Origin of the sequence: Nisaea sp. (assembly GCF_040217065.1) — a bacterium.
In the GTDB taxonomy this organism is placed as follows: domain Bacteria; phylum Pseudomonadota; class Alphaproteobacteria; order Thalassobaculales; family Thalassobaculaceae; genus Nisaea.
The window spans coordinates 306,646-325,154 of the sequence record NZ_JAVJNX010000010.1; the positions used below are offsets into that span (position 1 = coordinate 306,646).

The following is an 18,509-nucleotide window of genomic DNA, read 5'->3' on the forward strand; positions in this document are numbered from 1 at the left end:
GCCGGCAGTGCCATGCGGGCGCGGGCCGCCGCCGGGTGAACTGGTAGTGAGCATGGCCGAGCCGATAACGCTGTGCAAGCGCACTCGGGTGAAACGGATGGGGAGTGTCTGCAGATGCGGTTTGTCTTGATGGCCTTCGGCTGCGTGTTGCTGTGGGGCAGTGGCGCCGGGGCGCAGGATGTCACCGAGGGTGAGCTCAGCGCCGAGATGCGCTTCCAGGGCGGCGCGAACGCCTATCGCCACGACTGGCAGGTCGAAACCGGCGATGTTACCTGTGACGGCTTCCAGGACAAGGTCGCCGGCTATGTCAGCGACGATAATCCGGATGGGCGCACCTTTCAGCTGGTCGTGGCGACGCACGAGAAGGGTGTTCTGGTCTCGGAGGGAGTGCTGACCTTCTTCGACAGCGCAAACCAGATGGGTCTGTGCGGCACCGGTACGCCGCCGCCGAAGATCTCTCTGGAGAAACTCACCGGAGAAGAGGTGCGGGAGATGACCGGCATCGAGGGCGCCTGTCCGATGGCGATCATCCTTGAGGACGGCATGTGCGACCTGCATTATTATTTCTGGGTGCCGGACTGGGAGGAGGACCGCAAGCTGGTGTTCTTCCGGAACTAGGCCTGCCCTAGCGATCCCTCGGATGGGCCCGGCTGTGCACGTCCATCAGCCGCTCCGCATCGACGCTGGTGTAGCGCTGGGTGGTGGAGAGCGACGCGTGGCCGAGCAGTTCCTGGATGGCGCGCAGATCGCCGCCGCCGGCCAGCAGGTGGGTGGCGAAGGAATGTCTCAGGGCATGCGGCGTCGCGGTTTCCGGCAGGTCCAGCCAGCCCCGGGCCAGCCGCATGGTGCGCTGGGCGATGCCGGCCTGCAGGCGCTTGCCCCGGGCGCCGCGGAACAGCGGATCTTCCGGGCCGCCCCGATAGGGGCACTGGGCGATATAATCGTCGATCGCGGCGCGGACGGCGGGCAGCACCGGGACGATCCGCTGCTTGTTTCCCTTGCCGGTGATGGAGAGCGTCTCGCCGACCGGCAGCGCATCGCGGTTCAGCGCCAGCGCCTCGCCGATGCGCAGACCGGCGCCGTAGAGCAAGGAGACCAGCGCGATGTCGCGGGCGGCGATCCAGGGCTCGGAGGCGAGATCGCCGATGGCGTCGAGGGTTTCCGCCGCCTCGGCGACGGTCAGCGCCTTCGGCACCGAGGCCGGAATGCGCGGCCCCCGGATGGAGAAGATGGCGGCGTTCGAAAGCACGCCCCGCCGTTCGAGAAAGCGGAAGAAGCCGCGGATCACGGAGAGCGCGCGGCCGGTCGAGGTCTTGGCGTAGCCCTTGGCCGCCCGGCGGGCCAGATAGGCCCGGAAATCCGCCGGCTTCAGGGCGGCGAGATCGGCAAAGCCGGGAATCGTGCCGAGATGATCCTGCATGAACTCGAGAAACTGTTCGAGATCCCGCTCATAGGCCGTGAGGGTGTGCGCGGAGGCGCGTTTCTCGCTCGTCAGCCACTGTTTCCAGACCCGGACGGCGCCGTTGAGATCGGTGATGGTTTCGCTCTTGGTCAGCCCGGAAGGTTCAGCCATTGCCGGATGGTCAGCTCCGTAGTGCGGGCCAGGAAACTCAGCAGCTCGGTTGCCTGACCGTGATGATAGGCTTCGCCGTCCCGTGTCCCGAAGGCCATCAGGCCCATCGGCGAGTGCGGGCTGACCTGGATGCGGGCCAGCGCCATGGACGAGACCAGCCCGGCGGCCGAGCCGAAAATCTCTTCATCGCCCTCGACATTGGCGGCCAGCATGACGTCCCTGCCGACTCCGATCTTGCGGTCGATGGTCCCGGCCGGGATGGAGCGCACGCCCGAGGCATAGGCCTTCGGGATCGGCACGTCGCCGGCCTCGATGCAGATCGTCACCACGTCGATGCCGAGCATGACCGGCAGGTCGATGGTCACTGACTGGATCAGGTTGTCGAAGGAGTTGGCGGCCACGATGCGCAGGATCGCCGCGTGGATGCGGTTCTGGGTCGACTGGTTGCCGCGCACGGTGGCGATCAGACCGGCGTGTGAATCCTTCAGCCTCTGATTCTCGGCGCGCAGCCGCTCCAGCATGAAATGCTGCATGTCGACCACCGCCCCGCCGCTGGTCCGGCTCGGCGGGGTCAGCACGTCGATCAGCTCCGGGTGCTCGACCAGGAAGTTCGGATGGGCGGAAAGATAGTCCGCGACCTGTCCGGCCGTCAGCGTGGCGGCAGGTTGGTTGGCCGCCTGCTTGACGCTTTTCTTGCCCGGTTCCGCCACGGAGCCCTTGCCTGTCATCGCTTGCCGTCCGTCCCTAGAGGATGCTCTGCCCGGTCTTCGCCCAATCCTTCAGGAAGGCGTCGAGACCCTTGTCGGTGAGCGGGTGGTTGTACAGGCTGCGCAGCACGGCCGGCGGCAGCGTGGCCACATCCGCGCCGAGCTTGGCGGCGTCGATGACATGCTGCGGGCCGCGCACTGAGGCGACCAGGATTTCCGTGTCGAAATCGAAATTCGCATAGATGTCCGCGATATCCGCGATCAGGTCCATGCCGTTGATGCCGATATCGTCGAGCCGGCCGACGAAGGGCGAAATGAAGGCGGCACCGGCCTTGGCGGCCAGCAGGGCCTGCCCGGCGGAGAAGCAGAGGGTGACATTGACCTGAATGCCGTCGTCGCTCAGCGCCTTGCAGGTTTTCAGACCATCGACCGTCAGCGGCACCTTGATGGCGATATTGTCGGCCAGCTTGAGCAGCAGGGCCGCCTCTTTCATCATTGTCGCGTGGTCGGTCGCGGTGACTTCCGCGCTGACCGGACCGTCGACGACGCCGCAGATTTCCTTGATCACTTCCAGGATCGGGCGGCCGGACTTGGCGATGAGCGACGGGTTGGTCGTCACCCCGTCCACGAGACCGGTGGCGGCCAGATCCTTGATCTCCGCGACATCCGCAGTGTCGATGAAAAACTTCATGTCGTCCTGTATCCTCGGCAGGTGGTGAATCCGCGCCCCGTATGGCTGAATCGACGAAGCGAGTCTAGCGCATACAGGGGACGGGTACCAGTGACGCCGGGATGATGCCGGAGGCTTTCACGGAACTGCAGGAAACAGAAGGTCCGGTCCGCCCCTGTGAGGCCGGCGGCCCGCCATTGCCTGACCGAGACCGTTGCGGAGCGCCGAACACCTCGCCACACTCCGGCGCATGTCCGATCTATTTCCCGATGAGTCCCGCCGTATCCAGGTGTTGATTCCGCTGCCGCTGGCCGGTCCCTACGATTATCTGGCGGATGCCGAGATGGCGCTGCAGTGCGGCAGCATCGTCGAACTGCCGCTCGGCAACCGGCGCACCACCGGTGTGGTCTGGGCCCTTGATGTGGCGGAAGACCCGGAGAGCGGGCAGGTGGCGCGGAGCCGCCTGAAACCGGTGATTCGCGCCCTGCCGGTACCGCCCTTGCCGGAGGCTGTGCTGAAGCTGGTGGACTGGACCGCGTCCTACACGCTGACGGCACAGGGGGCCGTGCTGCGCATGGCCATCAGCGTGCCCGACGCCTTCGAGCCGGCGAAACCGGTGACCGCCTATGCCGCGCTGTCCGGCGGAACCGGGGCGGTGGAAGCGCTCGGGCTGCGGCTGACCCCGGCCCGCCGCCGGGTGCTTGATCTGCTGGCGGAGGGGCCGCCGCGCACGGCGCGGGAGATCGCCGATGAGACCGGTGTCGGCACGTCTGTGGTGAAGGGCCTGGCCGAGGGGGGCGGGCTGGTCAGCGTGGCGCTGCCGGCGGATGCGCCGTTCCCGCAGCCCGATCCGGATCTGCCCCGGGAGACTCCGCTGTCGGACGAACAGCATACGGCGGCCGAAGCCCTGATCGCCGCGGTGGGCGCAGAACGGTTTTCCCCCGTGCTGCTCGACGGCGAGACCGGGGCGGGCAAGACCGAAGTCTATTTCGAGGCGGTTGCGACCGCGCTGCGCATGGGCAAGCAGATCCTGGTTCTGCTGCCGGAAATCGCCCTGTCGGCGGAATGGCTGAACCGGTTCGAGGCCCGCTTCGGCGTGCGCCCGGCGGAATGGCATTCCGAGCTGAAGCCGCGCCGCCGCCGGCATACCTGGCGCCAGGTCGCCGAGGGCAAGGCCCGCGTGCTGGTCGGCGCCCGCTCCGCACTCTATCTGCCGTTTCCCGATCTCGGCCTGATCGTGGTCGATGAGGAGCACGAGTCCGCCTACAAGCAGGAGGAGGGGGTGATCTATCACGGCCGGGACATGGCCGTGGTCCGGGCCAGCCTGACCCCCTGTCCGGTCATCCTGGTGTCCGCGACGCCGGCCCTGGAGACCATGCGCAATGTCGAGAATGGCCGCTACCAGCATCTGCGTCTGACCGTCCGGCACGGTGTCGCCACCCTGCCGTCGGTGGAACTGGTCGATCTGCGCCGGGATCAGCCGGAACGCGGCCGCTGGCTGTCCCGGCCGCTGATCGAGGCGATCGCGGGCGCGCTTGCCGCCGGCGAACAGTCACTGGTCTTCCTCAACCGCCGGGGCTATGCGCCGCTGACCCTGTGTCGGGCCTGCGGGCATCGGCTGGAATGTCCGAGCTGTTCGGCCTGGCTGGTCGAACATCGTCTGCTCGGCCGCCTGCAATGCCATCATTGCGGCTACAGCGCGCGGCTGCCGAAGACCTGCCCGGAATGCGCAGCCGAAGACAGTTTCGTTGCCAGCGGTCCCGGTGTGGAACGGATGGCGGAGGAAGTCGCGGCCCTGTTTCCCGATGCCCGGTTCCAGATCGTCTCCAGCGACACCCTGCAGGGGCCGACGGCCGCGGCCGAGTTCGTCCGCAGCGTCCGGGCCGGCGAAGTGGATATCCTGCTCGGCACCCAGATCGTGGCCAAGGGCTACCATTTCCCGAAACTGACCGTCGTCGGTGTGGTCGACGCGGATCTCGGTCTCGCCGGCGGCGATCTGCGGGCGTCGGAGCGGACCTATCAGCTTTTGCACCAGGTGGCCGGCCGGGCCGGCCGGGCGGAACATGCCGGCCGTGTGCTGCTGCAGACCCATCAGCCGGAGAATCCGGTTCTGAAAGCGATCGCGGCCTGGGATCGCGACGGCTTCCTCGCCGAAGAGGCCGCGGCCCGGGAGCAGCAGGGCATGCCGCCCTTCGGCCGGCTGGCCGCGATCATCGTCAGTGCGGCCGATGCCAACCAGGCGGACATGGTGGCCAGCCGGATCGGCCGTGCGGCACCGGATATCGAGGGCGTTGCGGTGCTTGGTCCGGCGCCGGCACCGCTGGCATTGCTGCGCGGCCGGCACCGCCGCCGTCTGCTGATCAAGACCCGGCGCGACGTCAATATCCAGGCTGTGCTGCGGGCCTGGCTCGGCCGCGTGGAGGTGCCGAATTCGGTGCGCGTGGCGGTGGATATCGACCCGTATAGTTTCCTCTGAGGGCCCCAGCCTTCCGTGCGGGGCGACCCGCCTTGCGGGAAGCGGCAACCGACCGCTTGCACGGGGTGAACCTCTATGCTAGAGAACCGCCGCGCTTGGCGGAAACTGCCGTCAACGAGGGTTTTTGTTGTTCAATATTCGCTGATAAACGGTGCGCTTTCGAAACGGTGCCCGGTAAACGGCGATAATCTCTGGAATGAGGCGTTCCCTGGTGGCTTCCGAAACGACAGGCTTGGCCGGAAGATATGCTTCCGCCCTCTATGAGCTGGCGGAAGGGGAAAAGGCTTTGGATGCCGTTGCGGGGGATCTGAAATCCCTGCGGCAGGCTCTGATCGAAAGCCCTGACCTCTCACGCCTTGTGCGTTCCCCGGTCCTGACACGGGCAGAGCAGACACGCGGTATGGCCGCGGTGCTGGAAAAGATGGGGGCGCATGCGCTGACCCAGAAATTCCTCGGCGCCGTGGCATCCAACCGTCGTCTCTTCGCTATGAACGCCATGATCACCGCATTTCTGGCCCAGCTTGCCGCCCGGCGCGGCGAAGTGACGGCCGATGTGACCTCTGCCGTTGAGCTGAGCGATGCCCAGCTTTCCGACATCTCCGATGCGCTGAAGAAGGCCGTCGGCAAGAAGGTCTCCGTTAATCTCTCTGTCGATCCGGCTTTGATCGGCGGACTTATCGTGCGTGTTGGTTCGCGCATGATCGACAATTCAATCCGTTCCAAGCTGCAGCGTCTGCAGCTTGCCATGAAAGGTGTTGGCTGATGGATATCCGCGCCGCTGAGATTTCTTCGATTCTGAAGAAACAGATCGCGAATTTCGGTACCGAAGCAGAAGTGGCCGAAGTCGGTCAGGTTCTCTCCGTCGGTGACGGTATCGCCCGCGTCTATGGTCTGGACCAGGTCCAGGCTGGTGAAATGGTGGAATTCCCGGGCGGTATCCGGGGCATGGCGCTGAACCTCGAAAGCGACAATGTCGGTATCGTTATCTTCGGTGACGACCGGTCGATCAAGGAAGGCGACACCGTCAAGCGGACCGGCTCCATCGTCGACGTTCCGGTCGGCAAGAGCCTGCTGGGCCGCGTTGTCGACGGCCTCGGCAACCCGATCGACGACAAGGGCCCGCTCGAAGATGTCGAGCGCAAGCGCGTCGAAGTGAAGGCGCCGGGCATCATGCCGCGGAAATCCGTGCATGAGCCGATGCAGACCGGCCTGAAGGCCATCGACAGCCTGATCCCGGTCGGCCGTGGCCAGCGTGAGCTGATCATTGGTGACCGCCAGACCGGCAAGACCGCCATCGCCATCGATGCCTTCATCAACCAGAAGGCCGTCAATGACGCTGCAGGCGACGACGACAGCAAGAAGCTGTTCTGCATCTATGTCGCCATCGGCCAGAAGCGTTCCACGGTCGCGCAGATCGTGAAGACCCTGGAAAATTACGGCGCGATGGAATATTCCATCGTCGTGGCCGCAACCGCGTCCGAGCCGGCGCCGATGCAGTATCTGGCGCCGTATACCGGTTGCACCATGGGTGAGTATTTCCGCGACAACGGCATGCACAGTGTCATCGTCTATGACGATCTGTCCAAGCAGGCCGTCGCCTATCGCCAGATGTCCCTGCTGCTCCGTCGTCCTCCGGGGCGTGAAGCATTTCCGGGTGACGTATTCTATCTGCACTCCCGTCTCCTCGAGCGTGCGGCGAAGTTGAATGATGAGCACGGTGCCGGTTCCATGACCGCCCTTCCGGTCATCGAAACCCAGGCCGGTGACGTCTCCGCATACATCCCGACCAACGTGATCTCGATCACCGACGGTCAGATCTTCCTCGAAACCGAGCTGTTCTATCAGGGCATCCGCCCGGCCGTGAACGTCGGTCTCTCGGTCAGCCGCGTCGGCTCCGCCGCCCAGATCAAGGCGATGAAGCAGGTTGCCGGTTCCATCAAGCTGGAACTCGCCCAGTATCGTGAAATGGCGGCCTTTGCGCAGTTCGCATCGGACCTCGACCCGATCACGCAGAAGCTGCTGGCCCGTGGTGCCCGCCTGACCGAGCTGCTGAAGCAGCCGCAATATTCTCCGCTGACGGTGGAAGAGCAGGTTGCGGTGATCTATGCCGGTGTGCGTGGCTATCTCGACGAGCTGCCGCTCGGCGATGTGACCCGCTTCGAGCAGGCCTATCTCTCGGATATCCGTGCCAAGGGCAAGGACATCCTGGACGCGATCCGGACCGAGCAGGCGCTGACTGCCGATATCGAAGAAAAGCTGAAGGCATTCCTCAGCAGCTTCGTCAAGACCTTCGCCTGAGGATTGGCAGCTAGCGAGCAGAGCGAGGAGCATACATGGCCACCCTCAAGGACCTGAAGATCAGGATCAACAGCGTCAAGTCGACGCGGAAGATCACCTCTGCCATGAAAATGGTCGCGGCGGCGAAGCTCCGCCGTGCCCAGGAACAGGCGGAAGCCTCCCGGCCCTATGCCGCGCGGATGAACCGGATGATTGCGTCGTTGGCCGGAGCCGCGACGCAGGCCGGCGGCCCGAAGCTGCTGTCGGGAACCGGTCGCGACGATATCCACCTGCTGGTGGTCTTCACGGCAGACCGGGGCCTGTGCGGTGGCTTCAACAGCACGATCATCCGGTCGGCGCGCCAGCGCGTCCGGTCGATGCGTGCTGCCGGCAAGACGGTCAAGCTGTTTTGCGTCGGCCGTCGTGGCCGTGATGCCCTGAAGCGCGAATTCGGCGACCTCATTGTCGGTTCCGTCCAGGACGTGACCCGCAAGGGTGTGGCCTTCGCCTCCGCCGACGAGTTGGCGGCCCAGATCCTGAAGATGTTCGAGAACGAAGATTTCGACATCTGCAGCCTGCTCTTCAACCGCTTCCAGTCGGCGATGACTCAGGTCGTCACCAACCAGCAGATCATTCCGGTAAGTATGCCGGAGGTGGAAGAGGGGTCGTCCAAGACGGAGAGCGGCGCTCTCTACGAGTACGAGCCGGACGAGGAAACAATCCTGGCCGCGCTGCTGCCGCGCAACGTTGCGACGCAGATCTTCACCGCGCTGCTGGAAAGCAATGCCAGTGAGCATGGAGCCCGGATGACCGCGATGGATAACGCCACGCGGAATGCCGGCGACATGATCGAGAAACTGACGCTGAACTACAACCGGGCGCGTCAGGCGAACATCACGAGAGAGCTTATCGAGATCATCTCCGGTGCCGAGGCCGTCTAGGCCGCACTGAAGACAGTCTTGATCGAATGGAATTAACGAGGATCCGGATAACCCGGATAGAGGTTTGGAGCTGACTTATGGCTAAGACTGCGACAGGCAAAGTCACACAGGTAATCGGCGCCGTTGTCGACGTTCAGTTCGACGGCGAGATCCCGGCCATCCTGAACGCCCTGCATACGAAGAATGGTGAAAACCTGTTGGTTCTGGAAGTTGCCCAGCACCTCGGTGAGAGCACGGTTCGCACGATCGCCATGGACGGTACCGAAGGCCTGGTGCGCGGACAGCCGGTTGAAGATACCGGCTCCCCGATCATGGTTCCGGTCGGTCCGGAAACCCTGGGCCGCATCATGAACGTCATCGGCGACCCGGTCGACGACGGTCCTGCGGTCAAGACCAAGACAAAATCCCCGATCCATCGCCAGGCTCCGTCCTTTGCCGAGCAGTCCACCGAAGCCGAGATCCTGGTCACGGGCATCAAGGTCGTCGATCTGCTGGCTCCGTACGCCAAGGGCGGCAAGATCGGCCTGTTCGGCGGCGCCGGCGTGGGCAAGACGGTTCTGATCATGGAGCTCATCAACAACGTCGCGAAAGCGCACGGTGGTTACTCCGTGTTCGCGGGCGTCGGTGAGCGGACCCGTGAAGGTAACGATCTCTACCACGAGATGGTTGAATCCGGCGTTATTGTTCCGGACGGCGAAGGCTCCAAGGCAGCCCTGGTCTATGGCCAGATGAACGAGCCGCCAGGTGCCCGCTCGCGCGTCGCGCTGACCGGTCTGACCCAGGCCGAGTATTTCCGCGACGAAGAAGGCCAGGACGTGCTGTTCTTCGTGGATAACATCTTCCGGTTCACCCAGGCCGGTTCAGAAGTGTCCGCACTTCTCGGCCGTATCCCGTCGGCGGTGGGCTATCAGCCGACCCTGGCGACCGACATGGGTATGCTGCAGGAACGCATCACCACCACCAAGAAGGGCTCGATCACCTCGGTGCAGGCCATTTACGTGCCTGCCGATGACTTGACCGACCCGGCACCTGCCACGTCCTTCTCGCACCTTGATGCGACCACGGTTCTCAGCCGTCAGATTGCCGAGCTCGGCATCTACCCGGCCGTTGACCCGCTCGACTCCACCTCCCGGATGCTCGATCCGCGGATCATCGGTGACGAGCATTACCAGATCGCCCGTTCGGTGCAGGAAGTGCTGCAGACCTACAAGTCCCTGCAGGACATCATCGCCATTCTCGGCATGGACGAGCTGTCGGAAGAAGATCGCCAGACCGTGGCCCGCGCCCGGAAGATCCAGCGTTTCCTCTCCCAGCCGTTCCACGTTGCCGAGGTCTTCACCGGGTCTCCGGGCAAGCTGGTTTCCCTCGAGGACACCATCAAGGGCTTCAAGGGCATCGTTGCCGGCGAGTATGACGATCTTCCGGAGGCCGCCTTCTACATGGTCGGCACCATCGAGGAAGCCGTCGAGAAGGCCAAGAAGATGGCGGCGGAAGCGGCTTAATTCAGGTTGCCTAACGGAGTGGAGCCATAGACATGGCCGAGACGACACAGTTCGAGCTGGTATCGCCGGAAAAGCTTCTCTACTCGGAAGCGGCCGAAATGGTCGTCGTGCCGGGCACGGAAGGCTATTTCGGTGTGCTGCCGCGCCACGCGCCGATGATCTCCACCCTTGAGCCCGGGGTGATCGACATTCACCAGAACGGCTCCGTGGCCGAGCGGATCTTCGTTGCCGGCGGTTTCGCCGAAGTGACGGAAACCCGCTGCACGGTGCTTGCCGAAGAAGCCCAGATACTGAACCAGGTGGATTCCGCAAAGGTCGATGCCGACCTTGCGGATCTGCGTGATGATCTGAAGGATGCGAAGACGGATCTTGACCGCGAGCGGATCGAGCAGCGGATCACGGTTCTGGAAGCCCTTCGCGCCGCGGTCGGCTGACCACCGCGCTCACGGGGCTCGAGAGAATGAAACGGCCGGCGCTTGCGTCGGCCGTTTTTCTATTTGCTGTTCCAGCCGGCTTTTTCCCGGTCTGACTTTTCCTTGCCTTTCTCGACCCGCTCGCGCAGTTCGTGGTCCATTTCGTCGGTCTGCCATGAATGCATCTGACTGACGATCCTGACCCGTGCCCGTTCGACGGAGGACTGGGTGTCGAAGGCGTCGCCGTGCAATTCCTTGTAAGGCAGCACGGGCAGGTGCCAGAGAATATGCAGAATGGCCCGCTCCAATCCCTGTTCGCCGCCGATCAGATGACTGTTCTCGAACGCATCCAGCCAGACAGAGACAAGATCGTCCCATCCGTCCAGCCCATAGGCAACCTCCCGCCGCAGCTTCTGCAGTATGGCGACCGAATTCTCTACCGTGCTGAACATGCCGGCGATGCTGGCGAGCAAGCCGTCGAGGGTGACAATGCGCTCGCTGACATAGCCGATTGTCTGGTCCGTGACCTTGATGACAAGCTCGACAGAGTCCGACACCTCGGGACGCGCCTGCGCCGCATAGGTCTGCAAGGAGCCGCGGAACTCGAGCAGGCGAAGATGCTGGCGGAACAGGAAGCCGCTTGTTTTCTTGCTCTTGTCGGCGTCAACGCTGCCAAAGGGGGCAATCAGCCCGACAAGGGGCTCCAGCCAGTCGCGGACTTCCTCGACGGAACAGCCGGCGCGCACCGCCGTGTGCCCCATGACCTTGGCGACCAGTTCATCCATGCGGAATCCTTCGACCGCGCTCTTGCCGGTCATCAGGTTCAGCAGCGTCTGCGTACTCGCCCGCGCCATGAAGGTATCGCCCTGGGCAATGCCGCATTCGCGCGTCATCTGGGCGATGCAGGACATCCGTACGATCTCTTTTTCCTCGAGGTCGCGCTGGACCTGTTCCCGTGCCAGACGGCGGCGTTCTTCGTCCGGGCTGTAGGCGGAATCGGCCTGTTGCAGGATGGAGCGGACGTTGATTGGGTCGAGATCCTGGGCATTACTGGTCTGGAGAATCCGGCCGTGGACCTCCTGGTCACGCTCGGAAAGCGTTCCCATGCTGGGCAGCTGTTTCCAATCGACAATGGCAAACTCGCCGCGACGGGTGCCGGAGAAATTCGGGATGGTCGCTTCGAGCAAGCGCCCGCGCCCTCCGAGATATTCGCGCACACGCAGGTGATTGAATGCCGGAACCGACAGCATGGGGACACAAGTCCCGCGACGCTCGAATGTTTGCGGAAGGGTATCGCTCGCCGCGCCCATCGCACCTCGGCTTTCCGTTTCTCCCGACCGGCGGTCGGCCATTCGTGAGAATGGCCCGGTATTGGATGCCGGTCTCTATCAACCCTATCAGCCCGGTGGCTGAAGGCAAGGAAACTAGCGCGAAAGGTGTTGGGCGAAATGGTCGATGACGGTCTGGTAAACCGGCCGCTTGAACTCCACGATCAGGCGCAGCACCTGATCACTCCCAACCCATTGCCAGGCATCGAACTCCGCGGAATGGCCGGAGAGATCGATTTCGGACTCCGCGCCGGTAAACCGGGCCAGAATCCATTTTTGCTTCTGTCCGCGATAGCGCGCCTTTATTCCCGTGCGCACCATGTCGGACGGGAAATCGTAGGTCAGCCAGTCCGGCGTCACGGCAATAACCTCGCACGTCGTCACCCCGGTCTCTTCGGCGAGCTCCCGCAGGCTTGCGCCCAGCAGCTCCTCGCCATCGTCGATACCGCCCTGGGGCATCTGCCATGCGTCGGGTCTGGTATCGGCGCGCCGCCCGACGAATATCTCGCCTTTGTTGTTGATCAGCACAATCCCGACGCAGGGACGATAGGGAAGGTCATCCGCTTGACCGGCCATCTCGGCATTCTCCAATCGGGCGCCTGTAGGTCAGCGCAGGCTTTGCTTGTTCGCGATCGCGGTCGCCGGTGCCAGCACGAAGCCGCGTTCGGCGAGTGTCGATGACCACGATACCAGAAGGTCGATGGTCACAGGCAGGGGCGGGACCACGCCGAGCGCGAACCCGGTACGCCGTGCGGTCCGCTCCAGCGCGGCCAGCCGGCGTTCCATGTCCGGAAGCGCCGGATTGTCGTCGATGCTCGCGTTCGCGATGGCCCGGGGAAGCTGGATCGAGCCGGCAATTTCCAGGGCGATGGTCCGGGACGTTGCCGCATCGTCCACATACATCAGGCCGCGCTCCTTCAGGACCCCCAGGACGGGTGTCAGGGCCTCCTCGTCCGTGGTGAACAGGGAACCTCTCACACCGACAATGCCGGCATATCCGACCGTCCGGCCGAGCGCCGATTCCAGTCTGTTCAGATTGTCGACGGCGCTGAGCGAGGTCAGCAGGGTCATGGGGCCGGGGTCATTCGCCGGATAACCGAACGGCTCCATGGGAATATCGAGAAAAACCTCGTGCCCCGCCTGCTGCGCCATGGCCACCTGGTCGTCGAGATCGCTTGCCGTGGTTGAGAAGGAGAACGAGATTTCAGGCGGGAGAGCTTCGGCGGCGGCCGCCGTCAGGGAGCGGGAAACGCCCATCCGGGTCATGATGATGGCGACGCGCGGCAGCTTGGAATCATCGTTGAAAGGCCGGGCATAGGTCTCCCAGGCCATGCGGCCGTCTGGCGCCACGACCGGGAGCATGCCTTTTTCGGTTTCCTCCACCAGCGCCAGTTCGAACCGGGGCCCCTCCGGCTTGGCTGGTTCGGCATCGGGGCTGGCGGTACTGGCTCCCGGGGTGTCGCTGTGTCCGGCCGCGCCGTCTTCGGTCTTCCCGTCACTGCCCGCCATGGCATGACCGTCGTCATGGCTGCCGGGCTTGTCCGCGGGCATGTTGTCGAGGCTCGTGTTCGGCTCCGGAGTGACGCCGTCGGCGAGGATCGCGACCGTGAGGATCGGCTTCCTTGCCTCGCGCTCCGCCACGGTTTCCAGGCCATTGACCACGAGCCAGCCGACCACGGCACCAAGGCTGCCGATCACCACGGTGCCGAGCGCCGCCATGCCGGCGATCCGCAGGATCCGGCCGAGGCGGCTGGTCTTCTTCGGCGGACCGTCGTCTTCCAAGCTTTCCGCCGGGCCCCGTTTGCGAAACGGAAGACCCGGCAGTTTCAGGCTGATTTTCGGAAGGGCCAGTTTCAATTCACGATGCGCTGTCTGTAGAGGTCAATGCCCCGCAGCAGGTCGAGCGCCCGGGCGAGCTGATAATCTTCCTGCGCCGGCTTTTTCTCTGCCGTGTCGTCGTCGTCCGCTGGCTTGGCTTCGGATGTTTCATCGCCATTCCCGGCCGGATTGACCAGGGCGCCACGCAGGTCCGATTCACGCCGTCCCCGGCCATTGTCGAGTGTCTCGATCCGGGCCAGCGGCACATCGATATCCGGCGAGATACCGGTCTGCTGAATGGAGCTGCCGGACGGCGTGTAGTAGCGCGCCGTGGTCAGGCGCATCGCGACCTGTCCGGATAGCGGGATGATGGTCTGGACCGACCCTTTGCCGAAGCTCTGGGTGCCAAGCAGGATGGCCCGGCGATGGTCCTGCAGCGCGCCGGCGACGATTTCCGAGGCCGAGGCCGAGCCGCCATTGATCAGCACCACCAGCGGCTTGCCCTCGGTCATGTCACCGGCCTTGGCATGAACACGGGAGGCATTCTCCGGATCGCGGCCGCGGGTCGACACGATCTCGCCCTGCTCCAGGAAGGTGTCGGAGACGGAGATCGCCTCGTCCAGCAGGCCGCCCGGATTGTTGCGCAGGTCGATGACATAGCCGGTCAGATTGCCACCCTTCTCCGCCTTGATCTTCTCGATCGCCTTGTGCAGGCCGGAGGTGGTCTGCTCGTTGAAGGTGGTAATGCGGATATAGCCGACATCGTCGATCATCCGGGAGCGAACGGAACGGATCTTGATCACGGCGCGGGTCAGGGTGACGTCGAAAGGCTCCTCGTCCCTGCGCCGGATCGAGATGGTCAGGTCGGAATCGACCGGGCCGCGCATCTTCTCGACCGCCTGGCCGAGGGTCAGGCCCATGACCGGCTCGCCGTTGAGATGGGTGATCAGGTCGCCCGGCTCCAGCCCGGCTTCCGCCGCCGGCGTGTCGTCGATCGGCGAGACCACCTTGACCAGGCCATTCTCCATGGAGACCTCGATGCCGAGGCCGCCGAACTCGCCCTTGGTCTGCACCCGCATGTCGCGGAAGCTCTTCGAGTTCAGGAAGCTCGAATGCGGGTCGAGATTGGTCAGCATGCCGTTGATGGCCGCTTCCATCAGCTCCTGGTCCGTGACTTCCTCGACATATTCGGAGCGCACCCTTTCGAACACGTCGGCGAAGAGCTTGAGCTGGTCGTAGGTGTCGTTTGTCGGCTGCAGCTGCGCACTGGCATCCTCCGACGGCGGCACGAAAAGCAGCGCTGTGGCGGCTACGGCACCGACCAGAGCGGCCCTGGACCAGAATTTCGTCTGACGGATCGATTTCATCATCGCCTTACCTTGTTCGTGCGCGCGGACCACCATGGTATCGGATCGATCGGGGCACCATTGTGGCGAAACTCCACATAAAGCCCCTCGGTTCCGTCGGCACCCGTCCCAATTTCTCCCATACGAGCCACAGGCTCGCCTGCAAGCACGCCCTGCCCCACCTGAACATCAATCGCGGACATACCTGCCATCAAGGTAAGGTAGTCCTGCCCATGTTCAATCATCACAATCTGACCATATCCGCGAAACGGTCCGGCATAAATGACTTTTCCGTCAAAAGGGGCAACGACTTGAGCGTTCTCCCGTGTGGCGATCACGACGCCCTGTTCGGTCAGCCCGAGGCGGTTCGCGGTGCCGTAGCGCTGGCTTATTTCACCGGCGGCCGGAAAGGTCAGGCCGCCTTTGCTTGCGCCGATCTCGGGACCCTGCGGAAGATCGGCCACGAAATCAGGGGAGAGCGCGCCGGTGCCGGTTGCGGTGTTCGCACTGTCGGCCGGAGCGGCGCCCGGCGCCACGGTGCTCTCGGCGGACGGTGACGCATCCTTCTGGACCATTGTGTTGAGCCGCTCCCGGGCCTCGTCTCCTGCCGCCTTGTGGCGTTCGATCTTCTGCATCAGATCGCGCAGGTCCCGGGCCGAGGCGGCGAGGGCGTTCAGCCGGTCGACCACCGCCGACCGTTCTTTTGCCATGGACTGGCGTGCCTTCTGCTTCTGCGCCAGCAGCGCGGCGACGGTCTCCCGTTCGCGTTCGAGGCCGGCCGTCGCCGAGGCCAGCCGCCGTTTCTCCTCCAGGATCCCGCGCTCGACGGCTTCGTGCCGGGCGATTTCCGTTGCCAGCTGCCGGGCGTCCCGGCGCAGGGCCGGCGCGACGGCGCTGAGGAGCATGGCTGTGTGCACGGTATCGAGGGGATCGGCGGGGGAAGCGACCATGGCGATCGGCGGCCGCGCGGCCAGGCGCCGCAGGGCGCCGGAGACCTGGGCGAGCTGCCGTTTCTTGATCCCGAGGGATGCCGCGCTCAGGGTGCGTTCCGACTTGAGCTCCGCGAGCCTGTCTTCGACGGCCGTCAGCGCGGCTTCGCGCTGCTGCGTGGCCGCGGCCGCCTGCACCAGCGCCTGCCGCAGGCGCTGCAGTTCCTGCTCCACGCTGTTGGCAAGTTCATCCAGGTCGCGCTTGCGCGCGGCGCCGTTCTGCAGCGCTTTCTCCACCTGATCGAGATTGTGGTCGAGGGTCTCCGCGTCAGGCAGGGATTCCGCGCTGCGCGCCGGCGGCGTGCCGAGGAGCAGGCCAAGCAGCATAAGCGCCACGACGGACGCCGGCACCCGGCCGGCCCTGTCGCGTGTGCTCGCCATGGCGCGGTCCGCCGCTACTCTGCCGCGCGGGCGGCGTTCATGCGCAACAGGGAGGTGCCGGTCATGTCCGCCGGCTGGGCCACGCCCAGCAGGTCCAGCAGGGTCGGGGCGACATCGGCGAGGCGGCCGGTTGCGAGGCTTTCGATTCCGCTCGGCGCGTTGACCAGGATTGTCGGCACCAGATTGGTGGTGTGCGCCGTGTGCGGGCCGCCGGTTTCCGGGTCCTGCATCATTTCGCAATTGCCGTGATCGGCGGTCAGGAACATGCAGCCGCCGGTCTTGCGCAGGGCGGCCTCGACCTGGCCGACGGCGCCATCCACGGTTTCCACCGCCTTGATCGCCGCGTCCAGACTGCCGGTATGGCCGACCATGTCCGGGTTGGCGAAGTTGCAGACGATCAGATCGTATTTGCCGCTCTCGATGGCGCCGACCAGCTTTGCGGTCAGCTCCGGCGCGGACATTTCCGGCTGCAGGTCGTAGGTCCGGACCTTCGGCGATGGCACCATGATGCGGTCCTCGCCCTCGAACACTTCCTCGCGGCCGCCATTCAGGAAAAAGGTGACGTGCGGATATTTCTCGGTCTCGGCCATGCGCAGCTGGGCGAGGCCCGCCTTGGCGACCGTCTCGCCGAGGGTGTTCTCCAGATCCAGCGCCGGGAACAACACGGACAGGAACGGGTCCAGCGCGCTCGAGTAGCTCACCATGCCGGCGGCAGCGGCGAAATTGAGCGGCCGGGGGCGGGCAAAACCGTCGAATGCGGGGGCGAGCAGGCTGGCCAGGATTTCGCGCATCCGGTCGGCCCGGAAATTGGCACAGAGCAGCACGTCGCCGTCCCGGACGCCGTCATAGCCCGGCATCGCGGCCGGGGTGACGAACTCGTCGGTCTCGCCGGCGGCATAGGCCCGGTCGATTTCCGCGAGCGGGTCGGCGGCGGCATTTCCTTCCGCTTCCGCAATGACCTTGTAGGCCTGCTCCACCCGCTCCCAGCGGTTGTCCCGGTCCATGGCGTAGAACCGGCCGGAGAGGGTGGCGATCTTCGCGCCGTCCGGGAGGTCGGCCAGCAGGCGTTTGATATCGCCGCGGGCGCTCTTCGGCGGTGTGTCGCGGCCATCGAGGAAGGCGTGTACCAGCACCTCGATGCCGGCATCGGTCAGCGCCCGGGCGAGGGCGGCGATATGGCGCTGGTGCGCGTGCACGCCGCCGGGCGAGGTCAGGCCGAGCAGGTGGCAGCGGCCGGTTCCGGCCTTTGCCGCCTCGATCAGGGCTTTCAGTGCGGGATTCTTCGCGAGCGATCCGTCGCTGACGGCCGTGTCGATGCGCGGCAGGTCCTGCATGACCACGCGCCCGGCGCCAAGATTCATGTGCCCGACCTCGGAATTGCCCATCTGCCCGTCCGGCAGGCCGACATCGGCGCCGCTGGCGCGCATGAAACCGCTCGGCTCGGACGCTGTCAGGCGGTCGACATTCGGGGTGTTGGCGAGGGCGACGGCATTGTGCTCACGCTCGCTGCGCTGTCCCCAGCCGTCCATGATGCAGAGGAGGACGGGACGCGGTTTGTTCGGCTGCTCGGTCATGGTTCCGGTTTATACAGAGTTAGAGGTCCATGGTCATTCCCGATAATGGGGTCATTCCCGATGATAGGGATGCCCGGCCAGGATTTGCTGCGCCCGGTAGAGCTGTTCGGCGATCATGCCGCGCACCAGCATGTGCGGCCAGGTTGCCCGGCCCAGCGAGAACAGCAGGTCGGCCCGGGAGCGGACGCGCGGGTGATGTCCGTCGGCGCCGCCGATCAGGAAGACGATGTCCCTGATACCGTCATCGCGCCAGGTGCCGATCCGGTCAGCGAACTCGGCGCTCGACAGGGATTTCCCCCGCTCGTCCAGCACCACGGCGATGGCGCCGTCCGGCACGAGGGTGAGGAGCTGGGCGGCTTCTTCCTCCTGCAGCTGCTCCGGCGGGAGCTTGCGGCGGATATCGACCTCGCGCAGCTCCAGCGGCCAGGAAAGGCGCCCGCTGTAATGCGCGAACAGGTCCGAATGGACGTCACGACGGGCCTTGCCGACCGCGGCCAGGGTCAGTTTCATGCAG

At 64.9% G+C, this 18,509-nt stretch carries 17 protein-coding genes; 7 read left to right on the plus strand and 10 right to left on the minus strand.

The features are described from left to right. Window positions 1-114 precede the first annotated feature (114 nt). Window positions 115-618 (plus strand): hypothetical protein, encoded by a 504-nt coding sequence (locus RH950_RS17490; protein WP_350059017.1) that lies wholly within the window; start codon window positions 115-117, stop codon window positions 616-618. A gap of 7 nt (window positions 619-625) precedes the next feature. Here the strand turns inward: RH950_RS17490 and RH950_RS17495 are convergent, their stop codons facing one another. Genes RH950_RS17495 through fsa form a run of 3 tightly spaced genes read right to left on the minus strand, consistent with a single transcriptional unit; the run spans window position 626 to window position 2,971 of the window. After that, window positions 626-1,573, minus strand: coding sequence for a tyrosine recombinase XerC (locus RH950_RS17495; RefSeq protein WP_350059018.1), 948 nt, complete (start codon window positions 1,571-1,573; stop codon window positions 626-628). Continuing rightward, window positions 1,552-2,301, minus strand: coding sequence for a DUF484 family protein (locus RH950_RS17500; protein WP_350059019.1), 750 nt, complete (start codon window positions 2,299-2,301; stop codon window positions 1,552-1,554). Before RH950_RS17500 ends, RH950_RS17495 begins: the two co-directional genes overlap by 22 nt. Before the next feature lie 16 nt (window positions 2,302-2,317). Next, window positions 2,318-2,971 (minus strand): fructose-6-phosphate aldolase, encoded by a 654-nt coding sequence (gene fsa, locus RH950_RS17505; RefSeq protein ID WP_350059020.1) that lies wholly within the window; start codon window positions 2,969-2,971, stop codon window positions 2,318-2,320. 229 nt (window positions 2,972-3,200) lie between these two features. Here fsa and RH950_RS17510 point away from each other — a divergent pair, with 229 nt between their 5' ends. The 6 genes from RH950_RS17510 to RH950_RS17535 all read left to right on the plus strand — a co-directional run bounded on the left by RH950_RS17510 (window position 3,201) and on the right by RH950_RS17535 (window position 10,580). Beyond that, window positions 3,201-5,426 (plus strand): primosomal protein N', encoded by a 2,226-nt coding sequence (locus tag RH950_RS17510; RefSeq protein ID WP_350059021.1) that lies wholly within the window; start codon window positions 3,201-3,203, stop codon window positions 5,424-5,426. 211 nt (window positions 5,427-5,637) lie between these two features. Further along, window positions 5,638-6,189, plus strand: a complete 552-nt coding sequence (locus tag RH950_RS17515; protein WP_350059022.1) for a F0F1 ATP synthase subunit delta — start codon at window positions 5,638-5,640, stop codon at window positions 6,187-6,189. Next, window positions 6,189-7,724 carry a F0F1 ATP synthase subunit alpha gene (gene atpA, locus RH950_RS17520; RefSeq protein ID WP_350059023.1) on the plus strand — a complete coding sequence of 512 codons (1,536 nt, stop codon included), beginning with the start codon at window positions 6,189-6,191 and terminating at the stop codon, window positions 7,722-7,724. Before RH950_RS17515 ends, atpA begins: the two co-directional genes overlap by 1 nt. A gap of 35 nt (window positions 7,725-7,759) precedes the next feature. Further along, on the plus strand, window positions 7,760-8,644 hold the full coding sequence (locus RH950_RS17525) for a F0F1 ATP synthase subunit gamma (protein ID WP_350059024.1): 885 nt from the start codon (window positions 7,760-7,762) through the stop codon (window positions 8,642-8,644). 77 nt (window positions 8,645-8,721) lie between these two features. Then, window positions 8,722-10,146 carry a F0F1 ATP synthase subunit beta gene (gene atpD, locus RH950_RS17530; protein WP_350059025.1) on the plus strand — a complete coding sequence of 475 codons (1,425 nt, stop codon included), beginning with the start codon at window positions 8,722-8,724 and terminating at the stop codon, window positions 10,144-10,146. Window positions 10,147-10,178: 32 nt separating this feature from the next. Further along, entirely contained in the window at window positions 10,179-10,580 is a 402-nt protein-coding gene (locus RH950_RS17535; protein WP_350059026.1) for a F0F1 ATP synthase subunit epsilon, read from the plus strand. 59 nt (window positions 10,581-10,639) lie between these two features. Here the strand turns inward: RH950_RS17535 and RH950_RS17540 are convergent, their stop codons facing one another. The 7 genes from RH950_RS17540 to rlmH all read right to left on the minus strand — a co-directional run bounded on the left by RH950_RS17540 (window position 10,640) and on the right by rlmH (window position 18,505). Beyond that, window positions 10,640-11,809: a hypothetical protein gene (locus RH950_RS17540; protein ID WP_350059027.1), complete on the minus strand. Its 1,170-nt coding sequence runs from the start codon at window positions 11,807-11,809 to the stop codon at window positions 10,640-10,642. A 174-nt stretch (window positions 11,810-11,983) separates the two neighbouring features. Beyond that, entirely contained in the window at window positions 11,984-12,463 is a 480-nt protein-coding gene (locus RH950_RS17545) for an RNA pyrophosphohydrolase (RefSeq protein ID WP_350059028.1), read from the minus strand. Between the two features lie 30 nt (window positions 12,464-12,493). After that, window positions 12,494-13,669, minus strand: a complete 1,176-nt coding sequence (locus RH950_RS17550; RefSeq protein WP_350059029.1) for a divergent polysaccharide deacetylase family protein — start codon at window positions 13,667-13,669, stop codon at window positions 12,494-12,496. 71 nt (window positions 13,670-13,740) lie between these two features. Next, complete coding sequence (locus RH950_RS17555; protein ID WP_350059030.1) at window positions 13,741-15,075, minus strand: S41 family peptidase; 1,335 nt, start codon at window positions 15,073-15,075, stop codon at window positions 13,741-13,743. Further along, window positions 15,072-16,421, minus strand: a complete 1,350-nt coding sequence (locus RH950_RS17560) for a murein hydrolase activator EnvC family protein (RefSeq protein ID WP_350059031.1) — start codon at window positions 16,419-16,421, stop codon at window positions 15,072-15,074. The genes RH950_RS17555 and RH950_RS17560 overlap by 4 nt, the downstream gene beginning before the upstream one ends. Before the next feature lie 14 nt (window positions 16,422-16,435). Further along, the gene (gene gpmI / locus RH950_RS17565) at window positions 16,436-17,995 is read right to left on the minus strand and encodes a 2,3-bisphosphoglycerate-independent phosphoglycerate mutase (protein ID WP_350059032.1); all 1,560 of its coding nucleotides are present in this window, start codon (window positions 17,993-17,995) and stop codon (window positions 16,436-16,438) included. 51 nt (window positions 17,996-18,046) lie between these two features. Beyond that, on the minus strand, window positions 18,047-18,505 hold the full coding sequence (gene rlmH, locus RH950_RS17570) for a 23S rRNA (pseudouridine(1915)-N(3))-methyltransferase RlmH (RefSeq protein WP_350059033.1): 459 nt from the start codon (window positions 18,503-18,505) through the stop codon (window positions 18,047-18,049). Between the last annotated feature and the right edge of the window lie 4 nt (window positions 18,506-18,509).